Source organism: Mesorhizobium sp. EU05-FHT14A09, assembly GCF_058790995.1.
In genome coordinates this window covers 1-24,998 of the sequence record NZ_JBYTDF010000015.1, presented here as the reverse complement: position 1 = coordinate 24,998, position 24,998 = coordinate 1, and the positions used below count along the sequence as shown (strand labels likewise).

Below are 24,998 nucleotides of genomic sequence, written 5' to 3'. Positions count from 1 at the left end.
CAAATAGCATGGTCGGATAGAGACGTCTCCAGCAAATACCGCCGGCGACCCGGAGCACTACCCCCAGTTCCGGTTTGCGGGGCAATCACCTCTCCCTCGCTCGACGAGGGAGAGGTGGTGAGCACAATGGCGCGACGCAAAAGCCAGGCGCCTCGTGACGACGCTGTGACCAAAGGACGACGACGATGCAAAGACGTGACGTGTTGCAGATGCTGGCCCTGACGGCACTTGCCATGCCGGCCTTGCGGGTGCCCGAGGCACAAGCCCGCATCAAGTTCGACCCGAAGGCGCCGAAGCCGAAATTCGTGATGCTGGTGCATCCCGATATGGTGTTGCTCGACCTCGTCCCGGCGCTGACCGCCTTCCAGCTCACCATGGGCGATGTGCAACTCGTCTGGAAGGACCGCAATCCGGTGTCGACCGATGTCGGCGTCGACATCCACCCGACCGCGACCTTGGCCGAGGCGCATGCCGCGCCCGACGTGCTTTACATCCCGGGCGGCATCAGAGGTACGGTCGCCTGCATGCAGGATCCCGAGGTGATCGCCTTCGTCGAAAAGACCGGCGCTGCGGCACGTTTCGTCACCAGCGCGTGCACCGGTTCGCTGCTGCTTGGCGCGGCCGGGCTTCTCAACGGCTATCGCGCCACCGGCCATTGGCAGTCCCGGCATGTGCTGCCGCAGCTCGGCGCTATTCTCGAGGATGGGCGGGTGGTGCGCGACCGCAACCGCATCACCGCCGGTGGCGTCACCGCCGGGCTCGATTTCGGCCTCGTCGTCGCCGCGCTCGTCCGTGACGAGGAATGGGCGAAATCGATCCAGCTGATCCTGGAATATGCGCCGGAACCTCCCTACGACGCGGGCACGCCTGCCAGCGCCGGCACTGAAATCACAGAGCAGGTTTCGGATCTCCTCAAGCCGAGCCTCGGACCTCTCGACAAGGCGGTGGCGCAGGCGCGCAAGCGCCTGCAACTGTAGCGGTGTCAAGGTACCGAGCGCCACGGAAGCTTGCCGCCAGGCGTCGTTTTGAACTCCGAAACGTCGTATTGACAGTGTTTCGATGCCCGTCTAACGTTTGTTTCGCCTGTTAAGCAGGCAGGTGGCAACGGGGCCACCCAATCAGATCAAGGCAAGAAGGCCTCCCTTTGACTTCGGAAACGAAGCCATCGGGAGGCCTTTGTCGTTTTGGCGATACCGACCGAGATGCCGATGGGGAACCGGCGCCGGACGGCTATGACAAGGGGCTTGCGCCGGCGAACCGCCAGTGGTTCACGCCGCGCGCCTTTCTGACCATGGCCTGAATGCGCTTCCACCGGGGAAAAGCGGGTGAGGACAAGGACGTCCAATCGCGACGACAGCCGCACACGCAACGCGATTGACCCCTGGGAGGGTGGCATGAACAACAAGACGGAGATCGAGACGCTCGATAGCGTCGATCACATACTGGGAGAAGAATACGAACATCAGCCCGTGCCGATGGCCGCGCGGCGCTCGACCTTTTCGGTAACGACGGTCTGGATCGGCTTTCCGATGATCATCACCGGCGCCATGACCGGCTCGATCCTGGTGCTCGGCATGGGCTTCACCAGCGCTTTGTGGGCGATGGTGATCGGCAACCTCATCATGTTCGCCTATGTCGGCGCGCTGGGACTTCTGGGCACCAATCGCGGCATGAACTTCGCGCTGCTGGCCTCGATCGTGTTCGGCCGCAAGGGCTATGTCTTCGCCTCCGGCCTGCTGTCGACGCTGCTGCTCGGCTGGTACGCCGTGCAGACCGGCATCACAGGCGCGCTGATCAGCTCGGCCTATGATCTGAACTATGTGGCGATGACCATCGTCGCCGGGCTGCTCTACATCGGCATCACCTTCGTCGGCGTGCACGGCCTGCATCTGATCGGGCTGGTTTCGGTACCGCTCTTCGTCATCCTCGGCGGCTGGGTGGTGTTCGACGCCGCTTCCGCCACCAGCTGGCAGGCGATCCTCGCTTATCCAGGCAACAATGGCGCGGCGACCATGTCCATGGGCGTGGGGCTTACTGTCGTCATCGCGCTCTTCATCGACGCCGGCACTGTGAGCGCAGACTTCAACCGCTGGGCCAAGGATGGCAGGGCGTCGCTGATCGCGACCTTCAGCGCCTTTCCGTTCGCCAACCTGATCGCCATGCTGGTCGGCGGCATCATGACGGCGGCCCTTGCCGTTCCGAACGCCAATCCGTTCGGCGCCGACAACATGTTCGGCTACATCAACGGCAAGCAGGTGGCCTTCCTCAGCGCACTCGCCTTCGTCTTCCTCTATCTCAATCTGGGTTCGGTCTGCGCGCACTGCCTCTACAACGCCGCTACCGGCTGGTCACGCATCTTCGGCACCCGCATGCGGGTGATGGCCGTCATCCTCGGCGCCATCGGCATCGCGGTCGCCGCAGGCAATGTCTGGGCCTTCTTCATCCAGTGGTTGTCGCTGCTCGGCATCCTGGTTCCGCCGATCGGCGCGATCATCCTGGTCGACCAGTATGTCGCACGCAAGAATGCCGAGATCGATCGCGACTGGCGTCCGACCGCCTTCATCGCCTGGATCATCGGCTCGGCGGTCGCCGTCGTGGTCGAATTCTACCTGCCGCATTTCTCGACCGCCATCAGCGCGGCGCTCGCCGGCGGCATTGCCTATGCCGCGCTCTCGCTACGCGGATCGCCGGAGCGGGCAACCGCATGATGTTCCGGACGAGGCCCGGTCGCCGGGCCTCGTCTCAACGTTTGAAAGTAAAGGAAACTGCCTGATGCCTGACTATGAGATCTATTCGCTGGGCGACTTCATCCTGCAACGCGGGGCGACGCTGCGCGACGCCAAGCTGGCCTACAAGACCTTCGGTAAGCTGAATGCCAAGAAGGACAATGTCATCGTGTTCCCGACCTGGTATTCCGGCCAGCACGTCGACAATGAATGGCTGATCGGCAAGGGCATGACGCTCGATCCGGCCAAATATTTCATCATCATCCCGAACATGTTCGGCAACGGGCTATCGTCTTCCCCCAGCAACACGCCGGAACCCTACAACAAATCGCGCTTCCCGCAGGTGACGGCCTATGACAACGTCCGCGCCCAGCACCAGCTGGTCAGCGAGAAATTCGGCGTCAAGAAACTGAAGCTTGTCGTCGGCTGGTCGATGGGTGCGCTGCAGACCTTCCATTGGGGTGCAATGTACCCCGACATGGTCGAGCGCATCGCGCCATTCTGCGGCTCCGCCAAATGCTCGCGCCACAATTTCGTGTTCCTCGAAGGCGTCAAGGCAGCACTCACCGCCGACTCCGCCTGGAACAACGGCTGGTACGACAACAAGCCGGAGAAGGGCCTGCGCGCCATGGCCCGCGTCTATGCCGGCTGGGGCTTCTCGCAGGCCTTCTATCGCCAGGAACTCGACCTCAAGGCGCTCGGCCATTCCTCGCTGGAAGATTTCCTGGTCTCCTTCTGGGAGGGTTTCTTCCTGCCCAAGGATGCCAACAACCTTCTGACCATGCTGTGGACCTGGCAGAACGGCGACATCAGCGACAACGATCTCTACAAGGGCGATTTCAAGAAGGCGCTCAAGGCCATCAAGGCCAAGGCCTTCGTCATGCCTGGCCGCACCGACCTCTACTTCCCGCCGGAAGACAGCGAATTCGAGGTAGCCAACATGCCGAACGCAAAATTCCTGCCGTTCGAGTCTGTCTGGGGGCATTTCGCCGGCGGGCCTGGAACCAGCCCGAACGACGTCAAATTCCTCGACGGCAAGCTGAAGGAACTTCTGGCCAGTTGACCCGCAACGCGGCCGGCCTCAAGCTGCGCGGCCGGCCGCGGCATACAGCAAAAAAAGAACCAAGCGGCACTGGGGAATCGTGGGAGCGTATATTGACGAGATCAAGCAATACCTCCGAGCCGTGGCGCGTTGGCGTCCTCTTCTCGCGAACCGGCTTCATGGCCGTGATCGAGGAGACGCAGCTGCGTGGCACGCTGACGGCGATCGAAGAAATCAACGACGCCGGCGGCGTCAACGGCCGCCCGCTCGAGCCGGTCGTCTACGACCCCGGTTCCGAGGCCAGCGCCTTCGGCCGCTATGCCAAGAAGCTGATGGTCGAGGATGGCGTTTCGACCATCTTCGGCTGCTACACCTCATCCAGCCGCAAGGCGGTGCTGCCGGTGGTCGAAAGGCTGAACGGGCTGCTCTGGTATCCGACGCTCTATGAGGGTTTCGAGTTCTCGCCCAACGTCATCTACACCGGGGCGACGCCGAACCAGAACAGCGTCGAGCTCTGCCGTATCCTGATGGAGCGCTACGGCACGCGCTTCTATTTCATCGGCGCCGACTACATCTATCCGCGCGAATCCAACCGCATCATGCGCGAGCTGATCCGCAACAGCGGTGGTACGGTGGTCGGTGAATCTTATGTGCGCATGGGCGCTTCGCGGGAGGAGTTCCTGCCGGTGATGCGCGACGTCAAGCGCGCGCAGCCAGACGTCATCTTCTCCACCGTCGTCGGCGACGGCACGGTCTATCTCTACCAGGCTTATGCCGATCTCGGGCTCGACCCGAAGGTCATGCCGATCGCCAGCCTGACCACGACGGAAGCCGAGATCCGCGCCATGGGCTACGATGTCGGCGAGGGCCATATCACCGCGGCACCCTATTTCCAGGGCGTCGGCAACGAGCGCAACTCATCCTTCGTGCGCGACTACAAGAAACGCTACGGCGATGACGAGCCGACCAACATGTGCCTGGAGGCTTCCTATTTCCAAGTCAACGCCTTCGCCAAGACGCTGGAGCAGACCAACTCGATGGACACCGAGATCCTGCGGGCTTCGGTGATGGGATCGGAGTTCGAGGCGCCGCAGGGTGATGTCGCCATCAATCCGATCTGGGGTCACGCCGACCTGTGGACGCGCATCGGCCGCGCCAACCGGCAAGGCCAGTTCGACCTTGTTTATGAATCGCCATCCTGCGTTCTCTCCGACCCCTATCTGCTGGGTTATGGGCGCAGCCTTGGCCAGAAAAATCTCGAGCTCGCATAGGCAGCGGCGGGGAGGAACAGACAGTGCAGGAAACCATCGACATCGCAAGATTCACCCGCGATCGACAGGGTGCGGGCGCCAAGAAAGAAGGTGGCCGCGATGCGCCATCCGGCCCACCGTCGTCGCGCTCGTTCTGGAACCTCAAGGTCGCCGTCATTGTCGACCGCAATGACGACGGCGAGCGGCTGATCCGCGAACTGCAGCGCCTGCGTTGCGACGTGCACCACGAATGGCCGATGCCTTCGCAGATACCGGCGCAGTACGACGTCGTCTTCTGCGTGCTTTCGCCCGACCTGCCGCAGCGCCTGCCCTGGATACCGGGAGAGCCGGCCTCGGCCCTGGTGGTCATCGATCCCGGAGCCGGCATGCTCGATCTCAATCTGCTGCACAATTGCGCGGCCCACGGCGTGCTGCACTATCCGGTGACGTCGCGCTCGGTGCAGTCGACCCTGGCGTTGGCCCGCGGCCATTTCCTCTATGAACGTCGGCTGCGGGGACGCATCGAAAAACTCGATGAGAGCCTGCGCACCATGCGCAGCGTCGAGCGGGCGAAATCATTGCTTATGCGGCTAAAGAATGTCAGCGAAGAAGAGGCTTACAACTATCTCAGGCGCCAGGCGATGGAGCGGCGCGTGACGATCGGCGCGGTGGCCAGCGCCATCATTGACTCCTACGAACTTCTTGGCTAGCGTTCGAGTATCGGCAGCAACGACGCTGTCGGCGAAATAAAGGTAACGGAACCTCACGCCTTTCGCGGAAGCGGGACGTGGGGTTTTTTGTTGCGTACGACCTTACTCTAGCGAGCCCATGAAGGGTTCGCAGCGGCGTCGCTGCCGCGAAAAACAACAGGGCAATACGGCCTCGAAACGGTCTGCTTCGGCAGCTCGCTTCGGGGCCTTTTTTGTTTTCAGGGGAGAAGAAGGTGAAAAGCAATCGTCGCAGTTTTCTGAAGGCCACTGCCGCTTTCGGCACCGTGTCCCTCGTCGGTTTCCCGCATATCTGGAGCAAGAATTCGTCGATGGCCTATGCCGCCGACGGCGAGATCAAGGTGGGTGTACTGTTCTCGCTCACTGGTACCACCGCCATCATCGAGGAGTCGCTCAACAAGGCGACGATCATGGCGATCGAAGAGATCAATGCCGCCGGCGGCATCAACGGCAGGAAGCTCGTGCCGGTGGTCGAGGATCCGGCTTCCGACCCGGCGACCTTCGCCGAGAAGGCCCGCAAGCTGGTGCTGTCCGACAAATGCGTTTCGGTGTTCGGCTCCTACACCTCGGCCAGCCGCAAAGCGGTGCTGCCGGTGTTCGAGAAGCAGAACAATCTCTACTGGTACCCGACCCTCTATGAGGGCCGCGAATGCTCGAAGAACGTCATCTACACCGGCGCCGTGCCGAACCAGCAGCAGGATGATTTCGTGCCATGGCTGGTCGAGAAGTTCGGCAAGCGCTGGTACCTGATCGGCTCGAACTACATCTATCCGAAGGAAGAGAACAACTACTGCAAGAAGCTGTTGGCTGAGCTCGGCGCCGAGGTGGTGGCCGAGGAATACGTGCCGCTCGGCCATTCCGAATTCTCGTCCGTCATCAACAAGCTGAAGGCCGAGAAGCCGAACGTCATCTTCTCCACCGTGGTCGGCGATTCCGTCGTGGCGCTGCACCGCCAGTACCATGCCGCCGGCCTCGATCCCGAGAAGATGCCGATGGCCAGCCTCACCACTTCCGAAAACGAAGTGGCGGCGATGGGCGGCGAGGCGGCCGCCGGACACTTCACCTCCGCGCCTTACTTCATGGTGTGGGACTCGCCCGAGAACCACAAATTCGTCGACGCCTACAAGAAGCGCTGGGGCGGCGACAAGGTCACCCACTTCGTGTCCGAACCGTCCTATTTCCAGATCTACCTGTTCAAGCAGGCGGTCGAGAAACTGGCCGGCTCCGACATCTCGCCCACGGCCATCCGCGAAGCGGTGAAGGGCCAGGAACTTGTCGTCCCGCAGGGCAAGGTGCGCATCGAGCCGGAGAACCTGCACAGCTGGCTGTGGCCGAAGATCGGCCAGTGCCAGGCCGATGGCCAGTTCAAGATCCTGAAGCAGTCGGCCAACTGGCTCGAACCTTCGCCTTACAAGGCCTATCCCAACCAGCATTGCACGGCCGAAGGCCTCAAGCAGAGCTGAGCGCGCGCGCGTCGGCCCGAAAATCGGTTCCGATTTTCGGAAAACGCGATGCGCAGCTTGAAACAATCGGTGGCGGGCTTCGCACCGCCACCGTCCCCTCTTTCCCGGAAGAAGCGGCGACATGGAAATCTTCGTCTCCCAGATCATGACGGGCCTGAGCATCGGCTCCATCCTGCTGCTGGTCGCGCTCGGCCTCGCCATCATCTACGGCGTCACCGGCGTCATCAACCTGGCCCATGGCGAGTTCGTCATGCTCGGCGCCTACGCGGCCTGGTTCCTGCAGACGCAGTTCGGGCTCGGCCTGCTGGCAAGCCTGGTGCCGATTTTCCTGCTGCTCGCCTTGTTCGGCTGGCTCATCGAGGCGCTGGTCATCCGCCATCTCTATGACCGGCCGCTCGATACGATCCTCGCCACCTGGGGCATCGGCGTCATGGCGCAGCAGGCGATCCGCCTGACCGCCGGCGGCGAACTGCGCTATGTGCAGATGCCGGAATCGCTGTCGCAGAGCGTCAACATCCTTGGCGCGACCGACTCCGCCTATCGCCTGTTCATCCTGTTCCTGTCGCTCGGCCTGTTCGCGCTGACCTGGGGCATCTACCGCTACACCAGTTTCGGTCTGAAGCTGCGCGCCATCACCCAGAACCGGGCGGTCGCGTCCTCCTTCGGCATCAATGCCGGTCGCATCTATCGCAGCACCTTTGCCTATGGAGCCGGCATGGCCGGCCTTGCCGGCGCGCTGGTGTCGCCGCTCAAGAGCGTGTCGCCGGAGATGGGTACCACCTATGTCGTCGACGCCTTCATGGTGGTGGTGCTCGGCGGCACGCAGAGCCTGATGGGCACGCTGGCCAGCTCCGGCATCCTCGGCGAACTGTCGGGTTACCTCGCCTTTTATTCCAACGACACGATCGCCAAGGCGCTGGTGCTGCTCGCCATCGTCGTTCTCATCCGCTTCCGGCCGCAGGGCCTGTTCACCGCCCGCGTGCGCGCCTGAAGCGACGATCATGTCCAGCCAGGGAAACAACAGAGTGCCAGAGCAAATCCAGGAAAAGGGCGTAGCGGCTTTCCGTCCGGAATTGCGTGAAAACAAAGAGCTGGAGCGTTTCCGCGTTTCCGTGAAAAACGGAAACGCTCTTGCCAGAACGAAGACCGAAATCGCGCTCTACGCGGCGGTATGCCTGGCCATCCTGCTGGTGCCGGTGTTCCTCCAGGACGCCTTCCTGCTCAACAAGTATGCCCGCTACCTCGTCTTCGGCATGCTGGCCGTCTCGCTCAGCCTGTCCTGGGGTTATGGTGGCATCCTGAACCTCGGCCAGGCGATGACCTTCGGCATCGGCTCCTACTGCATGGCGATGATGCTGAAGCTGAAGACCGTTCCGGTGCACACCGGCGCCGACGGTCTGCCAGACTTCATGGTCTGGAACAATGTCACCGAACTGCCCTGGTTCTGGACGCCATTCTATTCGCCGCTGTTCGGCGTACTGGCCGGCATCCTGCTTCCCGCCGGTGTCGCCGCTTTGCTCGGCTGGTTCGTCTTCAAGGGCAGGGTGACCGGCGTCTACGCCGCCATCATCACCCTCGCCGCCATGGTGGTGGTGCAGTTGGTCATCATCGACCAGCAGGCATACACCGGCGGCTTCAACGGCATCACCGATCTCGGCCAGTTCGACATCGCCGGCATCACCTTCGACGCCTATGGTTCATCGAGCTATTACCTCGTTGCGATCTGCCTGACCGTTGCGCTGTTCCTGGCGCTCGCCATCACCAAGAGCAAGGCGGGGCTGATCGTGCAGGCGATCCGGGACGAAGAGGACCGTGTCCGCTTCTTCGGCTACGACGTCGCGCTCTACAAGATCTTCATCTTCTCGGTTTCGGCGGCGATCGCTGGCCTTGCCGGCATGCTCTACACCATCGTCATGGAGTTCGCCTCGCCGACCTTCCTTGGCGTGCCGCTCTCGCTTTCGGTCGTCATCTGGGTTGCGGTCGGCGGCCGCCAGAGCCTGCTCGGCGCCATGCTCGGCGCCCTCATCGTCACCGGTGTGCAGGGCGCGCTGTCGGAATCGGAAACCTTCCTCGACACCTGGACCCTGATCATGGGCCTGCTGTTCGTGCTCGTCGTGCTGTTCCTGCCGCAAGGCATCGCCGGTGCCTTCGCCAGCCTCGCCAGGCGCTTCGAACGGCGGCGGCCTGCGCCAGCAGCAAAACCGGTGCCACACACCGAAGCCCTGCCCAACGGCCGTCAGATCGAGAGCACGCGATGACCAGCGAAAACCAGCTTATCGTCGACAATGCCAGCGTGTCCTTCAGCGGCTTCCGGGCCGTGTCGGATCTCTGCCTCTCGGTCCGCGCCGGCGAACTGCGCTGCCTGATCGGCCCCAACGGCGCCGGCAAGACCACCGCGCTCGACCTGATCTGCGGCAAGACCCGGCTGTCGGGCGGCGAGATCGTGTTCAAGGGCAAGCCCATCCACCGGCTCAGTGAACACGCCATCGCGCGCGCCGGCATTGGCCGCAAGTTCCAGGTGCCCAGCGTGTTCCGGGCGCTCAGCGTGCGCGACAATCTGCACATCGGCCATTCCAGGCATCCCGGCGTACTCGCCAATCTGATGACCTTCGGCCAGGGCGGTGACACCCAGGATATCGAGCGGCTCGCTGAACTGGTCGGGCTGGAGGACGAGCTCGACACGCCAGCCGCGCATCTTTCGCACGGGCAGACGCAATGGCTGGAGATCGCGCTGATCCTGGCGCAGGACCCGTCACTGATCCTGATGGACGAGCCCACCGCCGGCATGACGGCGCAGGAGACCAAGAAGACGGCGCAGCTCTTCAACCGGCTCGGCGGGCGCCACACGCTGATCGTCGTCGAACACGACATGGGTTTCGTGCGCGACATCGCCCAGACCATCTCGGTGATGCACCAGGGCAAGCTGCTCGCCGAAGGCAGCATCGCCGACATCGAAAGCAACCAGGCGGTGCGCGACGCCTATCTCGGTTCCGGAGGAATCGGCCATGCTTGAGCTTGCCAATGTCGACGGCTTCTACGGCCGCAGCCGCGCCCTCCAATCGGTGTCGATGACGGTGGAGAACGGCGACTTCTTCTCCGTACTCGGCCGCAATGGCGTCGGCAAGACCACGCTGCTGCGCACCATGCTCGGCCTGATGAGCCGCACCGCCGGCTCGATCAAGCTCGATGGCGAGGAACTGGTGGCAAGGCCGACGCATGAGCGTGCGCTGGCCGGCCTCGGTTACGTGCCGCAGGGGCGCGGCATCCTGCCCGGCTTCACCGTGCGCGAGAACCTGATGGTCGGCACCTTTGCGGCAAAAGGCGGTGGCGGCCGCATCGCCGAGTGGGTACTCGACCTGTTCCCCATCCTCAAGGAATTCCTCAATCGCCGCGGCGGCAATCTGTCCGGTGGTCAGCAGCAGCAACTGGCGATCGCCCGGGCGCTGTTGTCGGAACCGAAGGTGATGCTGCTCGACGAACCGACCGAAGGCATCCAGCCCAACATCGTCGAGCAGATCGAGGATGTGCTGATCGACCTCAACCGCAAGCAGGGCCTGACCATCGTGCTGGTCGAGCAGAACATCGCTTTTGCCCGCCGCGCCTCGAAACACTTCGCGATCCTCAATCGCGGCAGCGTCGCCGTCGGCGGCGCCATTCAAGAGCTAAGCGACGACCTCATCCACAAGCATCTCGTCGTCTAGGCGCCGGAGCACGATCCCGAAAGATCAGGCCCCAACAAAGCGTTCAGCAACCACAGGAGGAGACTGAAAAATGTACCATGGCGATATATCGAGCAGCAACGACACCGTCGGTGTTGCCGTCGTCAACTACAAGATGCCGCGGCTGCATACGCGTGAAGAAGTGCTCGCCAATGCCCGCAAGATCGCCGACATGGTGGAAGGCATGAAGCGCGGCCTGCCCGGCATGGATCTGGTGATCTTCCCGGAATATTCCACGCACGGCATCATGTACGACCAGAAGGAAATGTACGAGACCGCCTCGGCCATTCCGGGCGAGGAGACCAAGATCTTCGCCGAGGCGTGCAAGAAGGCGCGTGTCTGGGGCGTGTTCTCGCTGACCGGAGAGCGCCATGAGGAGCACCCCAACAAGGCGCCCTACAACACGCTGATCCTGATGAACGACAAGGGCGAGATCGTGCAGAAGTACCGCAAGATCATGCCCTGGGTGCCGATCGAAGGCTGGTATCCCGGTGACTGCACCTATGTTTCGGACGGTCCCAAGGGCCTGAAGATCTCGCTTATCATCTGCGACGACGGCAACTATCCCGAGATCTGGCGCGACTGCGCCATGCGCGGCGCCGAGTTGATCATCCGCTGCCAGGGTTACATGTATCCGGCTAAGGAACAGCAGATCCTGATCTCGAAATCGATGGCCTGGGCCAACAACGTCTATGTGGCGGTTGCCAACGCCGCTGGCTTCGATGGCGTCTACTCCTATTTCGGCCATTCGGCGATCATCGGTTTCGACGGCCGTACGCTCGGCGAATGCGGCACCGAGGAGAACGGCATCCAGTATGCGCAGCTCTCGACCTCGCTGCTGCGCGACGCGCGCCGCAACATGCAGTCGCAGAACCACCTCTTCAAGCTGCTGCACCGCGGTTACACCGGCCTGATCAATTCCGGCGACGATACCCGCGGCCATGCCGTGTGCCCGTACAATTTCTACCATCAGTGGATCACCGATCCGGAAGGCACGCGCGAGAAGGTCGAGGCGATGACCCGCCAGACGGTCGGCACGCCGGAAAGCCCGATCGAAGGCATCCCGAACAAGGTGGCGGCGCACCGCTGAACGGCGCGGCCACCGGCGTGTCGCGGTCAACGAGGGACCGCGGCACGTTTGGCCCGGATTTCTTCATTCACGGCTCTTCGCTCGCGGCGGCCTTGCCGTGAGCTTGCTCTGCCGGGCTCGAGAAAGCGAGCAGGCGGGTGGAGTTGAACGGCAATTGCATCGAGGTTGGAAATGCACAGCACCAGCGGCGCCAAATCGGCTCACGATCCTGCGCTCGACGATTTCAGGATCGACCAGGAACCCTATTACCGCTCCGTCGGGCACGAGGTCGCGCTGTTTCAGGCCGCCTATGGCGCGCGCATGCCGGTCATGCTGAAGGGGCCGACCGGTTGCGGCAAGACGCGTTTCGTCGAACATATGGCCTGGCGGCTCAAACGCCCGCTGGTCACCGTTTCCTGCCATGAGGACATGACCGCGTCCGACCTTGTCGGGCGCTATCTGCTCGACGCCGACGGCACCGTCTGGCACGACGGGCCGCTGACGCTCGCGGTGCGCTCGGGCGCCATCTGCTACCTCGACGAGATCGTCGAGGCCAGACAGGACACCACCGTCGTCATCCACTCGCTGACCGACGACCGCCGCATCCTGCCGCTGGAGAAAAAAAACGAGGTGCTAAAGGCGCATCCCGATTTCCAGCTCGTCATCTCCTACAATCCAGGCTACCAGAGCGTGCTCAAGGACCTGAAGGAATCGACCAAGCAGCGCTTCGCGGCGATCGCCTTCACCTATCCCGACGCCGCCATCGAAGCCGAGATCGTGGCCTCGGAAGCCGGCGTCAACCGGCCCGTCGCCGAAACGCTGGTGCGCATCGCCCAGCGCTCGCGCAATCTGAAAGGGCATGGGCTGGAAGAGGGTGCCTCGACGCGCATGCTGATCAATGCCGGCCAGCTCGTCGCCGGCGGTATCGCGCTCGACCAGGCCTGCGAGGTGGCGCTGGTGCTGCCAATAACCGACGATGCCGACATGCGCGATGCGCTCACCGCTGCAATCGCGGCCTGTCTCTGACGGCGATGATCGCTGAGCAGAAGACGATCAGGGCGATGCATTCGGACGAAGCCATCCGGTCCGCCTTCCCGGGCGATCTTTACGAATCCTGGGGGGATGTCTGTCGCCGCCTTGTCGGTGCCGGGTATGGCGACGTCGTCACCGACAGCTATCTAAGGCATTCGCCCGAACTCGCCCGCCTCGCTTCGCCGCAGGCGGCGATCGCGCTGGCTGCGATCGTGTCAGGCCTGGCGATCCGGGCTGGCCGCCGCGCCGCGTCGCTGGCGCCGGTCGCAGCGATCGTCGCGGCAAAACGCTACGACGATGCCGCCTCGCTGCAGGAATGGCTGCGGCTCATCGAACAGGTGGGCGATCAGGCGCCGGAATCGGTCGGCGCCCTGCTCGACCAGACGGCCAGCCTCACCGCACGCCTTGACGTGCGCGCGCTGGCGTCCTGGATCAGGATTGGCCTGCGCTCGAACAATGGCGAGCCGGAGCGGCGCCTGCGCTTCTTCACGCTGGAAGACCCCAATGCACGGCGCTGGCTGCTGCGTGAAAGCGGCGAGGTCGGTTTCCTTGACCTCGAAGCGAGGCTGAAGCCTTATCTGGCCGCCCTGTGGGGCGAGACGCCGCCGATGCGCGAGACGCCGGCCAATGCGCCCGAACAGGCGAGGCGCCGGCCGGGTTTCGACGGCAGTGTCGTCAGGTTGCCCGCCGCCTATCCGGGCTTCTCCGGCAGCGACAGCGAAAAACTCTACCGTGCCGCTGTCGCCCATATCGGCGCCCACCTCAAATTCTCGCACGAACGCTTTCCGGTCGGCGCCCTGAAGCCGGCCCAGATTGCGCTGGTGTCGCTGATCGAGGATGCCAGGGTGGAGCAACTGGCGATGCGCGAGCTTCCAGGTCTTCGGCGTCTGTTCACGCCTTTCCACGTGGCGGAAGCATCCGGCACCGCCACCGCGCCCGGCCTGTTCGCGCGGCTGGCGCGGGCACTTGCCGATCCGGCCCATGACGATCCCGATCCCTGGGTGCAGAAGGGCCGTCGCGCCTTCTTCGAGGCGGAGACAGACTGGGGCAGCCAGCAGATCAGCCGCCGTATCGGCGATCTGCTCGGCAACGATCTCGGCCAGATGCGCGTGCAGTTCGACCCGAAGAACTATGTCGTGCAGCCACCCTACCGTGACGACAATCTCGGCCTCTGGGATTTCGGCGACGACGACCAGCAGCAGTCGTCGGAGGCCGAGCAGGTGCTGTCTTCGGCACGCATCCGGCAAGAACAGGACGACAGCCGTCCGCCCGACCGCACCGAAACCGAGATGGGCGACACTGGCGGGCGCGTCGAGGTGATCGAGCAGGCGCAGGATGGCGTGCTCGTCGCCCGCTATCCCGAATATGACTATGTCGCCGCGCGCGACCAACCCGAATGGACCTCGGTCAAGGAATACGCGCCGAAAGCCGTCGCCAATGGCCCGGCGGCGCGGCTTGCCGAAGAGCATGCCGATCTCGTCGCGCGGGTGGCGGCGCTGATCCGCTCCGCCCGTGTCAGCCGCGCCGAACGCCTGCGCCGCCAGCCGGAAGGCGAGTTCCTCGACATGGACGCCTGTATCGAGGCGACGGTCGCCCGCCGCATCGGCGAGGCCGCCGACCACCGCATTCATGGCCGCTATGAGCGGCGCAGCCGCGACCTGTCGGTGCTTCTGCTGCTCGACATCTCGCAGTCGACCGCCGAGAAGGTGCGCGGCTCGACGCGAACGGTGCTCGACGTCGAGCGCCAGTCGGCGGCCCTGCTGGCCAGGGCGATGGCCGGACTGGGCGATCCCTTCGCCATCGCCGCCTTCTGCTCCGACAAGCGCGACGATGTGCGTTATCTCCGCATCAAGGACTTCAACCGCGGCTATGACGGTCTTGTCGATGCCCGGCTCGATGGTCTTGAAAGCGGGCTTTCCACCCGCATCGGCGCCGCCATGCGCCATGCCGGCGCCGACCTTGCCCGTGAGCGCAGCTACCGACGCCTGCTGCTCGTCGTCACCGATGGCGAACCGTCCGACATCGATGTCGAGGACCGCCAATATCTGGTCGAGGATGCCCGCAAGGCCGTGCATCACCTCAACCGTTTCGGCATCGACACGTTCTGTGTCGGGCTGGATTCGAACGCCGACTCCTATCTCGGCCGCATCTTCGGCCAGCGTAACGCCATCACCATCGCAGCGGTAGAGCGGCTGACCGACCTTCTGCCGAAACTCTATCTGACACTGAGCCGCTGAGAGCAGGCGAGATTGCAGTCCGCCGACGGCGGCCGGAACATGCGAAGCGAACACGAAGGGGAACCCACCAGCGATGCACAACACGGAAACGGCCGCGATAGCGGCACGATTGCTGGGCCTGCGCCAGCTCCGCAACGTCACCCAGATGGAGCTGGCCACCCATATCGGGGTTTCCTACCAGCAGCTGCAGAAATACGAACGCGGGCGCAATCGCATCTCCCCAGCCATGCTGCAGCGCTGTGCCGAATATCTCAGCGTTCCGATCGACTATTTCTTTTCCGAACATGCGCGGCTGTCGAACATCACGACGCGTGTGCGCAAAGGTGCGGTCGGTCAGAACCAGGCCGCCCGGCTTCTCGACCCATCAGACTGGAAGATGTGGCAGCAGTTCTCGGCGCTGCCGTCAAGCCTGCAGCACTCGATCCGCTCGCTGGTGGCCGACATCCACGATGTGCATCTGGGGCGGAAAGCGGAAAATGAATCTGCGCGCACCGTGCGAGGGGCTTCACGCGTCAAACAAGACGCGGCTGTTCAATAGAAGGATATTGCGACACCGTGCGGGCGAGAGGCTGCTGGGCCTCTTTGATCTTCTCACCGAGTGGTGTCCAAGACCCCGCTGCGCTTGGCTGACGTCAAGTAACCCCAGAGCTTGGAGATGTCCGACTTGCTCGCACGCGGTGTGTGCGTGACATGGTCCTCAAGTACGAAACTGCTGTAGAGAAATGTTCCATCGCCAGGCAGGGCGACCGTTATCCGGCAGGTCGCCGTGGGCCTGTAGATAGCCTCGGTTCGCTCATCGCAGTCCACGTCGGCGGAATGCAAGGTCATGCCGTTGAGTATGCTCGACTCCATTGGGTACATCGAACTGCCGGTTGCGACCTGAAGGGACCGGGCCGACCCAGACGCGTCAGCGAGGATGTCGCCCTTGCCCGTCTCGCTCGACACGCCAAAATCGACGAGCAAGTCCTTGTTGCCGGACGCGCAAAGCATGCCCACGCGCTGTTTGCCTTTCTTGAGCGTGAAGGCTTGGCAGTCGGTGTCGGAAGGCGTCGAGGAAAGCGCGGGCTTGTTGCTCAAAGAAAAAGCTGGCGGAACCGCTTGGGGGTTCAGCTCCAAGCGGTCAGCGCCGCGGGCTATGTTGGCCTGCGAAACGCTCGTCAGCACAAGCAGCGCGACAAGGGTCGGAAGCTTCATACGCCATCCACTGTGGGTGCCATGTGATTTGGCTGACTTTTATACCATGCTTCCAGGCCAGCGCGCTTCATTGCACCCTTCAAGTCTCAAATGCGGTGCCTGGTGTCTCGCGGCAAACGCCCTGCACGACATCTTCGGGCCAGATATCAGCGCATCTCAGTCGCAGGCGCTTACCGCGCGCCGGGACATAGAGCTATTGCTTCAACCTCGACCAGGATATCCGGGCGAAAGAACCGGCTAACCTCGACCAGTGTGCTTGTTGGCGGTGCGTCGCCGACGACAAAGCGATCACGTACTGATCGCAAGGTCGGCAGGTTCGCCATGTCGGTGACAAACATGCCGAATTTCACCACGTTCCGGAAATCACTGCCAACGGCTTCGAGGGCGATCCCAATGTTGCGAAAGACTTGGATCGCCTGCTCTTCGAAATTCTGGCCGCCGATGAGCTTTCCCTCGCGGTCCAACGGCACTTGGCCGGATATGAAGGCTAGATTTGCCGTCGCTGGCACGATGGCGATGTGGCTGTATCCGGCCGGCGCCGGCAAGGCATCGGGGGCCAGGAGTATCTGTTCTTGTGTCTGAGTCACGTTACCCTCTGATTTTGACGTTTGTCGGTGTCCGCGGAAGGGCGCTATTGCATGAAGCTCCCGCCATTAACCGAGAGTGTCTGTCCAGTAATAAAGCTTGCGTCGTCGGAACACAGATAGAGAGCTGCCTGGGCGACTTCCGCCGGGACACCGAAACGCTTGAGCGGCGTGCTCGCTATCAGGCTTGATCGCAAATCGTCCGTCCAGGGCACGGTCATGTCGGTCTCGATGTCGGCCGGCGCCAAGGCATTGACTCTGATGTTCAACGGCGCAAAACGCCGGGCAAGTGTCTTCGTGAGGCCGAGCAGGCCGGCTTTCGAGGCGGCATAGGCCGGGCCCCCGGCCACCCCGCCAGTCTGTCCGGCGATGGACGAAATGTTCAGAATGCTTCCGTGCCGTCCAGCCATGATGCGGGCCGCCGACCGGGACACGAAGAACGGCGCGCGCAAGTTGACACCCTGGACACGGTCCCACTCTTCCGGCGAAAGGCTCCATTCATCGGTCGTGCTTATCGTTCCGGCATTGTTTACAAGAATATCAAGCGGACCGAGGTCGGCGAAGACGGCGTCCACCAATCTGCTTGGGGCGGCTGGGTCGAGGAGGTCTGCGACATAGCCATGAGCGGCAGAATTGCCGATCTGCGCGAGACTGCTTGAAACGCTGGCGTCACTCGCTCCCGAAATAGCCACCGTCGCGCCCTCGCGGAGAAAGAGCCTGGCGCAAGCCAACCCGATACCGCGAGACCCGCCCGTTATCAGCGCCGTCTTGCCCTGGAGACGACGTGGTGCGTGTTCTCCACTGGTGGCGTTCAATCGTCTATTCTCCTGCCGAACCAGGGCAATTCCAGCAAAAATATGCAGCCGTTTGCGTGCGGAATTGCGTAAAAACAAAAAGATAGAGCATCGACGGCGTCTCTCTTTTCGCCGGAAATGCTCTAGATGGATGTTTCGCGGGATGTGCGCCGAACATCCATTTCATATTCCAGCCCCATGACGGGTGGGACGGCGAGCCACCAGTTCAGACCGTTCTTCATTGCACCGCGCTTCGCGATCTCATCAAAGATCAACGGGTGCGTGTCGTGCACTGTGTAGAGGTTCGTGCCGGTTGCGTGCCTCCAGTCGGCACCGAAGGCGCCCATGCGGCGTTCCATTTCGTCCAGCACCCATCGCGCCTTTTCTCGCAAACCGTCAGGCGAGACATCGCCGGGACGCACGATATGGTCCTTGTAGTTATCTCGGCCTTCCGGGACTTCAGCACTGCCGGCAACAACGAAATCGGTCATGGCGGCTGCGTTGCTGGTCGGCACGGTGTAGCAAAAGGCGAACATGCTCACGTCCGTCGGCGGGTCGAGAACCGGACAGACGTTCGTTCTCGCGACAGGGTTCATTCCGTTGTCGATGAGGCCCCAGCGCTCGAGTGTCGTCACATAGTGCCGGTTGAACGCCGCAAAGCCTTGCTCGGTAAATGCTTTCGGCGAGCGCAATTCGCAGGCGCAAAGCGCGGCCGCAGGTCGGCCGATCGCGGCAAGATGACGTTCCACGGCCCCGGCAGCGGCGTCAAAGTCAACGGGTTCGTTGAAGATGGCGCGCTCGATGATGAATCCAGGGAGCGCGGAGACAGCGGAGGAATACTGATAGACTCCCTCGGCAAAGCGGTATCCACCGTTTGGGAGCAACCTGTTTGGTGACATTGTTGCACAGATCCAAAAGAGCACGGTCAGCTCTGGCGCTGACGGTCACGCGCCCTTCGGCGCCAGCCTCTTTACTCCCATAGTCACACCGATCTAACTATATCAATATTTGTGCAAAGCCGTTGCCGAAACGGCATGGGATTGAAGATGTCGCTCACTCGCTTTCGCTATTTCGAGAAGGTCGCTCGACATGGCTCCATCCGTGAAGCCTCCGAGCGGCTCCACGTTGCCACCTCAGCCATCAGCCGCCAGATCGCCCAGCTTGAGGAAGAGTACGGTGTCAGCCTGTTCGAGCGTCAGACGCGCGGGATGAAGTTGACCGCCGCCGGAGAGATACTCTTTGAGCACGCCCGCGCCATAATCAGCCATCGTGACCAGGCACGCTCTGGAATAGACGATTTGCTCGGGCTCCGTCGTGGACATGTCAAAGTCTGGTCGATCGAAGGGATGATCAAAGATTTCGTAAGCCCGACGCTGGCTCTTTTTCATCAAAAGTACCCTGCCGTGACGGCAGATGTCGTGGTGGCGAGTTCCGATGAGGTCCTTGCTGCGCTGCTGGAGGACGAAGCCGATATCGGAATCACCTTCGATCCGCCGCGGAACAGTCGGATTGCCGTCGCCGCACAGTTTCCCGCGCCACTTTTCGCTGTGATGTCCCCGGGCCACGTCGCCGCCACACATCAACTTCTGACTTTGCCGGACCTCACCCGTTGGCCGATTGCGCTTCCGGACAGCAGTTTCGGCATCAGGCATGTCGTAGACGCGGCCGCGAAAGCTTCCGATGTCGAGTTCCGCCCTTCTGTGGTGAGCAATTCGATCGAGGCTCTGAGAGGTTTTGCGCGTGCAGGCAGCGGCACCACGATACTGACGCAGGCGTCGGTTGAAGAGGATGTCGAGCGGGGCATGCTGACCACGATCCCGATCGGCGAATTTCTGACCCGTGCCCCTGCCGTCAAGATCTGCAAGAGCAAGGACCGCGAGCTCTCAAATGCCGGCCTCGAACTGGCTGCGCTTCTGAAGCAGCAGGCCGCCCGTTATCAGCGATCCTAGATGTATTGCCGAAACAGCAACACATGGACGCAAAAATTCATCTTGTTAGCAGCCGCTGTCAGGAGAACATGGCGACCATCTGAGTATCGAAGATGGACGAGAGGCAGCCATGTTACAGCGCGCACGTGACGATGATCGAGTGGGGCTGGAGGCGATCGATCTGCATTTTCAAATGGATCGATACGCCGAGCTCATTGTCCATGTTGGCCTTAACCTTCGCCCCGGCCAACAGCTGATTATCACCGCGCCAGTCGAGGCTGCGCCGTTCGTCCGACAGGTCGCGAGGCACGCTTACCGCGCTGGTGCCAGCCTGGTAACGCCGCTGTTTGAAGATGAGACGTTGTCGCTGTTGCGGCTTGCGGCTGCGTCCGACGACAACCTCGACATATCCAATGCCTGGCTGTGGGACGGCGTTGCCAAGGCTAATGCAGGCGGGGCAGCCCGTCTCCTGATCTGGGGGCAAGATCCCGGTCTTCTCGCCGAGCAGGATGCAGCGAAAGTCGGACGCGCAAACCAGTCGAGACTGCAGGCCTATTCAGCGGCGCAGAAAATCATCAGCACCTTTGCCGTCAATTGGTGCCTGGCGGCCTATCCGACCCCAGCATGGGCCAGGTTTGTGTTTCCTGGTGAACAGGTTGATCGTGCGGTCGCACTGCTGGCGGAAGAGATTTTCACGGCAGCCCGGTTGGATCAGCCCAATCCGAGGGCTGCCTGGCAGGCACACAATGTTGCCCTGCGGGAGAAAACCGACTGGTTGAATGCACAGGGCTACGACGCCCTGCACTTTGTCGGTCATGGCACGGATCTTACCATCGGACTGGCGGACCAGCATGTGTGGCAGGGCGGCGCGATGAAATGTGGCAATGGGGTTACATGCACCTCCAACATCCCGACCGACGAGGTCTACACAGCGCCCGACAAAGATCGAGTCGCCGGCTTTTTCGAATGTTCCAAGCCGCTGGCTTATCAGGGCTCGCTGATCGAAGGGATCAAACTGCGCTTCGAGGCGGGGCGCGTGGTTGACAGCGCGGCGCGCGTTGGTTCGTCGGCGCTTTCAGCAATTCTCGGCACGGACGAGGGCGCCAGAAGACTGGGGGAAGTTGCGCTGGTGCCCGAAATTGCTCCAGTTGCTCGAAGCCGCCGCGTGTTTTTCAACACGTTGCTGGATGAGAACGCAGCGAGTCATGTTGCGCTGGGAAGAGCGTACAGCAACTGCGTGCGTCCTGACTTGCACCAGGGGCAGCAGCGCTTGAACAACAGCCTCGTTCATCTCGATCTGATGATCGGCTCCGCTTCGATGGATGTGCACGGTGTCCACAAGGACGGCACCCGCCAAGCGATCATGCGTCAGGGCAATTGGGTGTAGAAATCGCTCAAGGCCGCCAAAGGACCTCTGCCTTCGAAGGCAGCATCCCATCCATTTCTGCATTGAAGCAGGGCACGGCTTCGTCTATGAAGCCGATGACCGGCTTTAACGGGCTGGTTCGTTTTCCGGATCTCGCGATCCCGGAAGCACCCGTAGCTCAGCTGGATAGAGTACTGCCCTCCGAAGGCAGGGGTCACAGGTTCGAATCCTGTCGGGTGCGCCAAATACCGCCGATTGTTTCCCACACTGCGCAATGATCACATAACGCAATGGTCACAGAATGTGCGCCTTTGCATACGGGCATTGACCGCCCTGTTGGTATCAAGCGGTCAACCACTCGTCGGCAGCCTTTGCGGCGGCCAGTTCCAGCGCATCGGGGGCGAGGATCCCCGTCTTCCTGGCAAAAGCCTCGAACGCAAGCCGCGCGACAGACTCGTTGCCGTCGGTGAGCGCGGTGCGGGCTGCGGCAAGCGCCTGCTCATGAGCAGGGCTTCGCGAACCGACCCATTCGGTGAGGATTTCAAAGGCCTCGTCGACGGTTTCCACATCGCGTGGAAATCCAAGGCCGACAAAAATGGAAACGGGTTTCGCGAAAGGCTTCATGGGACTTCCTCGCTTGTGAGCAACACCGAAATTATCGGGCTTGCCGAGAACGAACGATCCGGCAGTTCGTTCAAACGAATTCATCCCTTCGGAGGAAGGAAGCGCATTCGATAGACCTTACGTCTGCGTTCATCCAGCAACCTTATGCCGCTGGTACTGCCCGTTTCATGTTAGGAGTGACTCACGCGCCATCAGATCGAAGCTCGACCCCATGATTTCGTCCTCTTACATGACCGCCAGGCTCGCGACCTCCGCTATGATGATCGCGGCAATCGTGGTTCTCTATGTGGCAAAGGAGTTGCTGCTTCCTCTGGCGATCGCGGTCCTGCTGACATTTGCACTGGCTCCGATCGTCTCCTTCCTCCGGAAAATGAAGCTGCCGCGGCTGGCGGCCGTGATCGGGGCCGTCGCCTGCGCGTTCGCGGTCATATCGATCTTCAGTCTCATTGTTGCCGCGCAGGTCAGCCAGGTCGCCCAGGATATTCCGAAGTACCAATCGAACATCGTGGAGAAGATCCGGATCTTGAAAGAGACCGGTTCGGAAGACGGTGTCATCAGCCGCCTCGGGCGCGTGTTCGAGCGCGTCAACACCGAGATCAATGAATCGGCTTCCTCGGCAACCCCTGCGAGCCCGCAACTCCACGGCGAGCAGCGCCCGCTGCTGGTTCAGATATTTTCTCCCCAGCGACCCATCGAGACGTTGCGGAACATCATTGAACCCTTGGTCGGCCCCTTGGCCACGATGGGCCTCGTGATCGTCATCGTGATCTTCATGCTGCTCGAGCGCGAAGAGCTGCGCGATCGCTTCATTCGCCTTGTCGGCTACAGCGATCTTCACCGAACCACGCAGGCTTTGCAGGACGCAGGCAGCCGCGTCGGCAAATACCTGCTGATGCAGCTGGTTGTGAACATCACCTTTGGCGTGCCCTTGGCGGCAGGCCTGTGGCTTCTCGGCATTCCCAACGCGTTGTTATGGGGCATGCTCGCCATCGTTTTCCGCTTCGTGCCCTATATCGGGCCGGTCATTGCAGCGGTGATCCCCCTGTTCCTGGCGTTCGCGGTGGCTCCCGATTGGTCGTTGCTGATCTGGACGGCCGGGTTGTTCATCTTGCTTGAGCTCTTGAGCAACAATGTCATCGAGCCCTGGTTGTACGGCTCCCGCACCGGGCTATCGCCGCTCGCGATCATCGTTGCAGCGGTGTTTTGGGCATGGCTTTGGGGCCCGATAGGATTGGTGCTTTCAACGCCACTGACGGTTTGCCTGGTCGTGCTGGGCCGGCACGTGCCTCAGTTCGAGTTCCTTCAGATTCTGCTCGGCGATGAGCCGGTTCTCGATCCTCACGAACGCCTGTATCAGCGCCTGCTAGCGGATGATCTCGATGAGGCCACCGACAACGCTGAACAGATGCTCGAGGAGAAATACCTGATTGAGTATCACGCTGCCGTCAGCATACCGGCTCTGTTGCTCGGCGAACAGGATCGGGCGCGAGGGGTGCTGACAAAGAGCCAATTGGCAGATCTCGCCGAAAATGCGCGCGAAGTCGTGGCCAATTTGAACGAAATCGCAGCAGAGGAGGAAGACGAGGACGAGCAGGATCGTGCGGAGGACAAGGACAGCAAGGCTGCAAGCAAGGCGGACGAAGGAAAAGAAGACGAGTTCGACATCGATCTTCCGGATGGTTCCGGCAAATCGGTTCTCTGCATCGGCGGGCATAGCGAACTGGACGACGTTGCGGCCGTGATACTGGCGCAGGTGATTTCCGTCGAAGGGGCCGAATGCGAGGCGGTCGGCCACCGCGACCTCGTTGCAGCCAGAATGCGCAGCCTGCCGCTGGAGGGGCGCAATTCCATCGTCATCGGCTTCCTGAGTCCCGACTCCCTGAAGTATTCCAGGTTCGCGGTGCGCCGCCTCAGGCGACTGGCTCCCCATGCACGCATCGGTCTCGTTCTGTGGACATCGCCCGGGAGCGAAAGGCCGTTTGATCAGAACCAACTCGCCGAACGGTTGGAGGCTGATTTCATTGCGTTCAGTCTCGCGGACTGCGTCGTCGGAGCGCTGTCGGACGACAAGCCGCGTGACGTTAAGCCGAAAAAGCAGAGAAGTATCCGGCGTCTACGGCCAGCGACATCGGCACGAAAAAAGGCCGCAACTGCGACGGATGCATAGACTTCTGGCTTGTATCTCGACGTTACGGTGCCGCCGGCAATGCAGGGAGACCTTCGGATGCAGGCTGGAGCCCATCGCGGGACCCCAGCACGTGCACGACATCGCCGCACGATCCGGCTTTGAGTTGGCTGGAGCAATTCCGGAAAAGTGCGCAGCGGTTTCGCTCGCAATTGCGTAAGGCGATTAGGCGGCCTGAGTGTTCTTGAACAGTTCGGGAACCAGCACCTCTTTGGCGAACTGCCTGAACGATCTGGCCTGCTTGCCTGAAATTGCCAGGACAGCGTCTGTGGTGAAATCGCCCCAGCCACGCGAATAGGCCAGCAGGTAATCGTGATAGCCTTGGGCGAACCATTCATTCAGGCCCATATCCCGAACGCTCTGGGCGAGAGCTTCGGGCGAGACCGGCACGTATCCACTTTCGCCTCAGGCAGGTCTTCGGCGATTTATGGAAGGAAACCGACGCCGGTCCGGTCAGATCATAGGTGTTGCCATCCCAGGCCGAATTGAGCAATGCGCACCTGGCGACAATCTGCTGCCCCTCAAGGATGTGGAGATGGCGTTTCCCCCCGTATCTCGCTGGGTGACTACGGCCTTTATCGTACGGTCGACCATGGGGCGATTTCTGCAGGAGTAAGCGGAGGTACCTCCTGCATGTCATTCCCATTCGAGCCGGTCCGATGTCGCGGTTGCGAGAATACCGGTGGTCAGCTGAATCCCCCTATCGAGAATTCCGCATGAATGGGGGATCCAGACACCGTCTGTGCCTCATTTGAGTTGTGAGCAAAGTGAAACAAAATTTTATTCTTACGTAAGAAATAAAATTCCCAAAATAGTTTTGAAGTTATAAAAATATAATCTCCTATTATCAGTGGTTGTTGAGTTGAACGTAAATTATTACGCTGATTGATACGTAAAATTGGGGGAATAATTTCACAAAAGAAAAGCGTTAATTTGACAGTGCTATCAATCGAGCGCCAAATGCGTTATATAGACGATGTGGCCGCCCTATGCGCCGGCTCCAGAAAGAACCTCATGAATTTTCGTCCGCTTCACGACCGCGTCGTCATCCGACGCG

Annotated in this window: 23 protein-coding genes and 1 tRNA gene; 18 read left to right on the top strand and 6 right to left on the bottom strand. The window is 61.6% G+C overall.

What is annotated here, in order from left to right:
- Positions 1–185: 185 nt before the first annotated feature.
- From AC3WTO_RS29875 to AC3WTO_RS29810, 14 genes are all read left to right on the top strand, one after another.
- The gene (locus AC3WTO_RS29875) at positions 186–977 is read left to right on the top strand and encodes a DJ-1/PfpI family protein (protein WP_492464780.1); all 792 of its coding nucleotides are present in this window, start codon (positions 186–188) and stop codon (positions 975–977) included.
- A 417-nt stretch (positions 978–1,394) separates the two neighbouring features.
- Positions 1,395–2,708, top strand: a complete 1,314-nt coding sequence (locus tag AC3WTO_RS29870; protein ID WP_492464781.1) for a purine-cytosine permease family protein — start codon at positions 1,395–1,397, stop codon at positions 2,706–2,708.
- A 64-nt stretch (positions 2,709–2,772) separates the two neighbouring features.
- Positions 2,773–3,789: an alpha/beta fold hydrolase gene (locus AC3WTO_RS29865; protein WP_492464782.1), complete on the top strand. Its 1,017-nt coding sequence runs from the start codon at positions 2,773–2,775 to the stop codon at positions 3,787–3,789.
- 89 nt (positions 3,790–3,878) lie between these two features.
- Positions 3,879–5,039, top strand: a complete 1,161-nt coding sequence (locus AC3WTO_RS29860; RefSeq protein WP_492464802.1) for a transporter substrate-binding domain-containing protein — start codon at positions 3,879–3,881, stop codon at positions 5,037–5,039.
- Positions 5,040–5,062: 23 nt separating this feature from the next.
- Positions 5,063–5,728 carry an ANTAR domain-containing response regulator gene (locus tag AC3WTO_RS29855; protein ID WP_492464783.1) on the top strand — a complete coding sequence of 222 codons (666 nt, stop codon included), beginning with the start codon at positions 5,063–5,065 and terminating at the stop codon, positions 5,726–5,728.
- Positions 5,729–5,961: 233 nt separating this feature from the next.
- The gene (locus tag AC3WTO_RS29850) at positions 5,962–7,209 is read left to right on the top strand and encodes a transporter substrate-binding domain-containing protein (protein WP_492464784.1); all 1,248 of its coding nucleotides are present in this window, start codon (positions 5,962–5,964) and stop codon (positions 7,207–7,209) included.
- A gap of 121 nt (positions 7,210–7,330) precedes the next feature.
- Positions 7,331–8,200 (top strand): urea ABC transporter permease subunit UrtB, encoded by an 870-nt coding sequence (gene urtB / locus AC3WTO_RS29845; RefSeq protein ID WP_144377591.1) that lies wholly within the window; start codon positions 7,331–7,333, stop codon positions 8,198–8,200.
- 34 nt (positions 8,201–8,234) lie between these two features.
- Positions 8,235–9,467, top strand: coding sequence for an urea ABC transporter permease subunit UrtC (urtC, locus tag AC3WTO_RS29840; RefSeq protein WP_492464785.1), 1,233 nt, complete (start codon positions 8,235–8,237; stop codon positions 9,465–9,467).
- The gene (gene urtD, locus AC3WTO_RS29835) at positions 9,464–10,222 is read left to right on the top strand and encodes an urea ABC transporter ATP-binding protein UrtD (RefSeq protein ID WP_492464786.1); all 759 of its coding nucleotides are present in this window, start codon (positions 9,464–9,466) and stop codon (positions 10,220–10,222) included. Before urtC ends, urtD begins: the two co-directional genes overlap by 4 nt.
- Positions 10,215–10,910 (top strand): urea ABC transporter ATP-binding subunit UrtE, encoded by a 696-nt coding sequence (gene urtE, locus AC3WTO_RS29830; RefSeq protein ID WP_492464787.1) that lies wholly within the window; start codon positions 10,215–10,217, stop codon positions 10,908–10,910. The genes urtD and urtE overlap by 8 nt, the downstream gene beginning before the upstream one ends.
- A 70-nt stretch (positions 10,911–10,980) precedes the next feature.
- A complete protein-coding gene (locus AC3WTO_RS29825; RefSeq protein WP_492464788.1) occupies positions 10,981–12,018 on the top strand; it encodes an aliphatic amidase in 1,038 nt (345 codons plus the stop codon).
- Between the two features lie 171 nt (positions 12,019–12,189).
- Positions 12,190–13,023 (top strand): CbbQ/NirQ/NorQ/GpvN family protein, encoded by an 834-nt coding sequence (locus AC3WTO_RS29820; RefSeq protein WP_492464789.1) that lies wholly within the window; start codon positions 12,190–12,192, stop codon positions 13,021–13,023.
- A gap of 35 nt (positions 13,024–13,058) precedes the next feature.
- On the top strand, positions 13,059–15,266 hold the full coding sequence (locus tag AC3WTO_RS29815; protein ID WP_492464790.1) for a nitric oxide reductase activation protein NorD: 2,208 nt from the start codon (positions 13,059–13,061) through the stop codon (positions 15,264–15,266).
- Between the two features lie 73 nt (positions 15,267–15,339).
- On the top strand, positions 15,340–15,804 hold the full coding sequence (locus tag AC3WTO_RS29810; RefSeq protein WP_492464791.1) for a helix-turn-helix domain-containing protein: 465 nt from the start codon (positions 15,340–15,342) through the stop codon (positions 15,802–15,804).
- A gap of 53 nt (positions 15,805–15,857) precedes the next feature.
- On the opposite strand, the gene AC3WTO_RS29805 is transcribed toward AC3WTO_RS29810, so the two are convergent.
- From AC3WTO_RS29805 to cnbZ, 4 genes are all read right to left on the bottom strand, one after another.
- Entirely contained in the window at positions 15,858–16,460 is a 603-nt protein-coding gene (locus tag AC3WTO_RS29805; protein ID WP_492464792.1) for a hypothetical protein, read from the bottom strand.
- 170 nt (positions 16,461–16,630) lie between these two features.
- Complete coding sequence (locus AC3WTO_RS29800) at positions 16,631–17,047, bottom strand: RidA family protein (protein ID WP_492464793.1); 417 nt, start codon at positions 17,045–17,047, stop codon at positions 16,631–16,633.
- A 44-nt stretch (positions 17,048–17,091) separates the two neighbouring features.
- Positions 17,092–17,859 carry an SDR family NAD(P)-dependent oxidoreductase gene (locus AC3WTO_RS29795; protein WP_492464794.1) on the bottom strand — a complete coding sequence of 256 codons (768 nt, stop codon included), beginning with the start codon at positions 17,857–17,859 and terminating at the stop codon, positions 17,092–17,094.
- 122 nt (positions 17,860–17,981) lie between these two features.
- Positions 17,982–18,737, bottom strand: a complete 756-nt coding sequence (gene cnbZ / locus AC3WTO_RS29790) for a 2-amino-5-chloromuconate deaminase CnbZ (protein ID WP_492464795.1) — start codon at positions 18,735–18,737, stop codon at positions 17,982–17,984.
- A gap of 135 nt (positions 18,738–18,872) precedes the next feature.
- Between cnbZ and AC3WTO_RS29785 the strand changes: the two genes are divergently transcribed.
- The 3 genes from AC3WTO_RS29785 (at position 18,873) to AC3WTO_RS29775 (ending at position 21,376) form a co-directional block, all read left to right on the top strand.
- Positions 18,873–19,787 carry a LysR family transcriptional regulator gene (locus tag AC3WTO_RS29785; protein WP_492464796.1) on the top strand — a complete coding sequence of 305 codons (915 nt, stop codon included), beginning with the start codon at positions 18,873–18,875 and terminating at the stop codon, positions 19,785–19,787.
- 109 nt (positions 19,788–19,896) lie between these two features.
- A complete protein-coding gene (locus tag AC3WTO_RS29780; RefSeq protein WP_492464797.1) occupies positions 19,897–21,153 on the top strand; it encodes an aminopeptidase in 1,257 nt (418 codons plus the stop codon).
- Positions 21,154–21,299: 146 nt separating this feature from the next.
- Positions 21,300–21,376 (top strand) — tRNA-Arg (locus tag AC3WTO_RS29775).
- Positions 21,377–21,474: 98 nt separating this feature from the next.
- On the opposite strand, the gene AC3WTO_RS29770 is transcribed toward AC3WTO_RS29775, so the two are convergent.
- Positions 21,475–21,756, bottom strand: a complete 282-nt coding sequence (locus AC3WTO_RS29770) for a DUF982 domain-containing protein (RefSeq protein WP_492464798.1) — start codon at positions 21,754–21,756, stop codon at positions 21,475–21,477.
- Positions 21,757–21,985: 229 nt separating this feature from the next.
- On the opposite strand from AC3WTO_RS29770, the gene AC3WTO_RS29765 reads away from it, so the two are divergent.
- Positions 21,986–23,923, top strand: a complete 1,938-nt coding sequence (locus tag AC3WTO_RS29765) for an AI-2E family transporter (RefSeq protein ID WP_492464799.1) — start codon at positions 21,986–21,988, stop codon at positions 23,921–23,923.
- Between the two features lie 183 nt (positions 23,924–24,106).
- On the opposite strand, the gene AC3WTO_RS29760 is transcribed toward AC3WTO_RS29765, so the two are convergent.
- Positions 24,107–24,331, bottom strand: coding sequence for a hypothetical protein (locus AC3WTO_RS29760; RefSeq protein ID WP_492464800.1), 225 nt, complete (start codon positions 24,329–24,331; stop codon positions 24,107–24,109).
- Positions 24,332–24,998: the final 667 nt, after the last annotated feature.

Coding starts and splice junctions, on each gene's coding strand:
- AC3WTO_RS29810 (WP_492464791.1), top strand. CDS start 15,340: ATGCACAACACGGAAACGGCCGCGATAGCGGCACGATTGCTGGGCCTG.
- AC3WTO_RS29870 (WP_492464781.1), top strand. CDS start 1,395: ATGAACAACAAGACGGAGATCGAGACGCTCGATAGCGTCGATCACATA.
- AC3WTO_RS29780 (WP_492464797.1), top strand. CDS start 19,897: ATGTTACAGCGCGCACGTGACGATGATCGAGTGGGGCTGGAGGCGATC.
- AC3WTO_RS29865 (WP_492464782.1), top strand. CDS start 2,773: ATGCCTGACTATGAGATCTATTCGCTGGGCGACTTCATCCTGCAACGC.
- AC3WTO_RS29825 (WP_492464788.1), top strand. CDS start 10,981: ATGTACCATGGCGATATATCGAGCAGCAACGACACCGTCGGTGTTGCC.
- AC3WTO_RS29820 (WP_492464789.1), top strand. CDS start 12,190: ATGCACAGCACCAGCGGCGCCAAATCGGCTCACGATCCTGCGCTCGAC.
- urtB (WP_144377591.1), top strand. CDS start 7,331: ATGGAAATCTTCGTCTCCCAGATCATGACGGGCCTGAGCATCGGCTCC.
- urtD (WP_492464786.1), top strand. CDS start 9,464: ATGACCAGCGAAAACCAGCTTATCGTCGACAATGCCAGCGTGTCCTTC.
- AC3WTO_RS29875 (WP_492464780.1), top strand. CDS start 186: ATGCAAAGACGTGACGTGTTGCAGATGCTGGCCCTGACGGCACTTGCC.
- AC3WTO_RS29815 (WP_492464790.1), top strand. CDS start 13,059: ATGCATTCGGACGAAGCCATCCGGTCCGCCTTCCCGGGCGATCTTTAC.
- urtE (WP_492464787.1), top strand. CDS start 10,215: ATGCTTGAGCTTGCCAATGTCGACGGCTTCTACGGCCGCAGCCGCGCC.
- AC3WTO_RS29805 (WP_492464792.1), bottom strand. CDS start 16,460: ATGAAGCTTCCGACCCTTGTCGCGCTGCTTGTGCTGACGAGCGTTTCG.
- AC3WTO_RS29785 (WP_492464796.1), top strand. CDS start 18,873: ATGGGATTGAAGATGTCGCTCACTCGCTTTCGCTATTTCGAGAAGGTC.
- AC3WTO_RS29770 (WP_492464798.1), bottom strand. CDS start 21,756: ATGAAGCCTTTCGCGAAACCCGTTTCCATTTTTGTCGGCCTTGGATTT.
- cnbZ (WP_492464795.1), bottom strand. CDS start 18,737: ATGTCACCAAACAGGTTGCTCCCAAACGGTGGATACCGCTTTGCCGAG.
- AC3WTO_RS29765 (WP_492464799.1), top strand. CDS start 21,986: ATGACCGCCAGGCTCGCGACCTCCGCTATGATGATCGCGGCAATCGTG.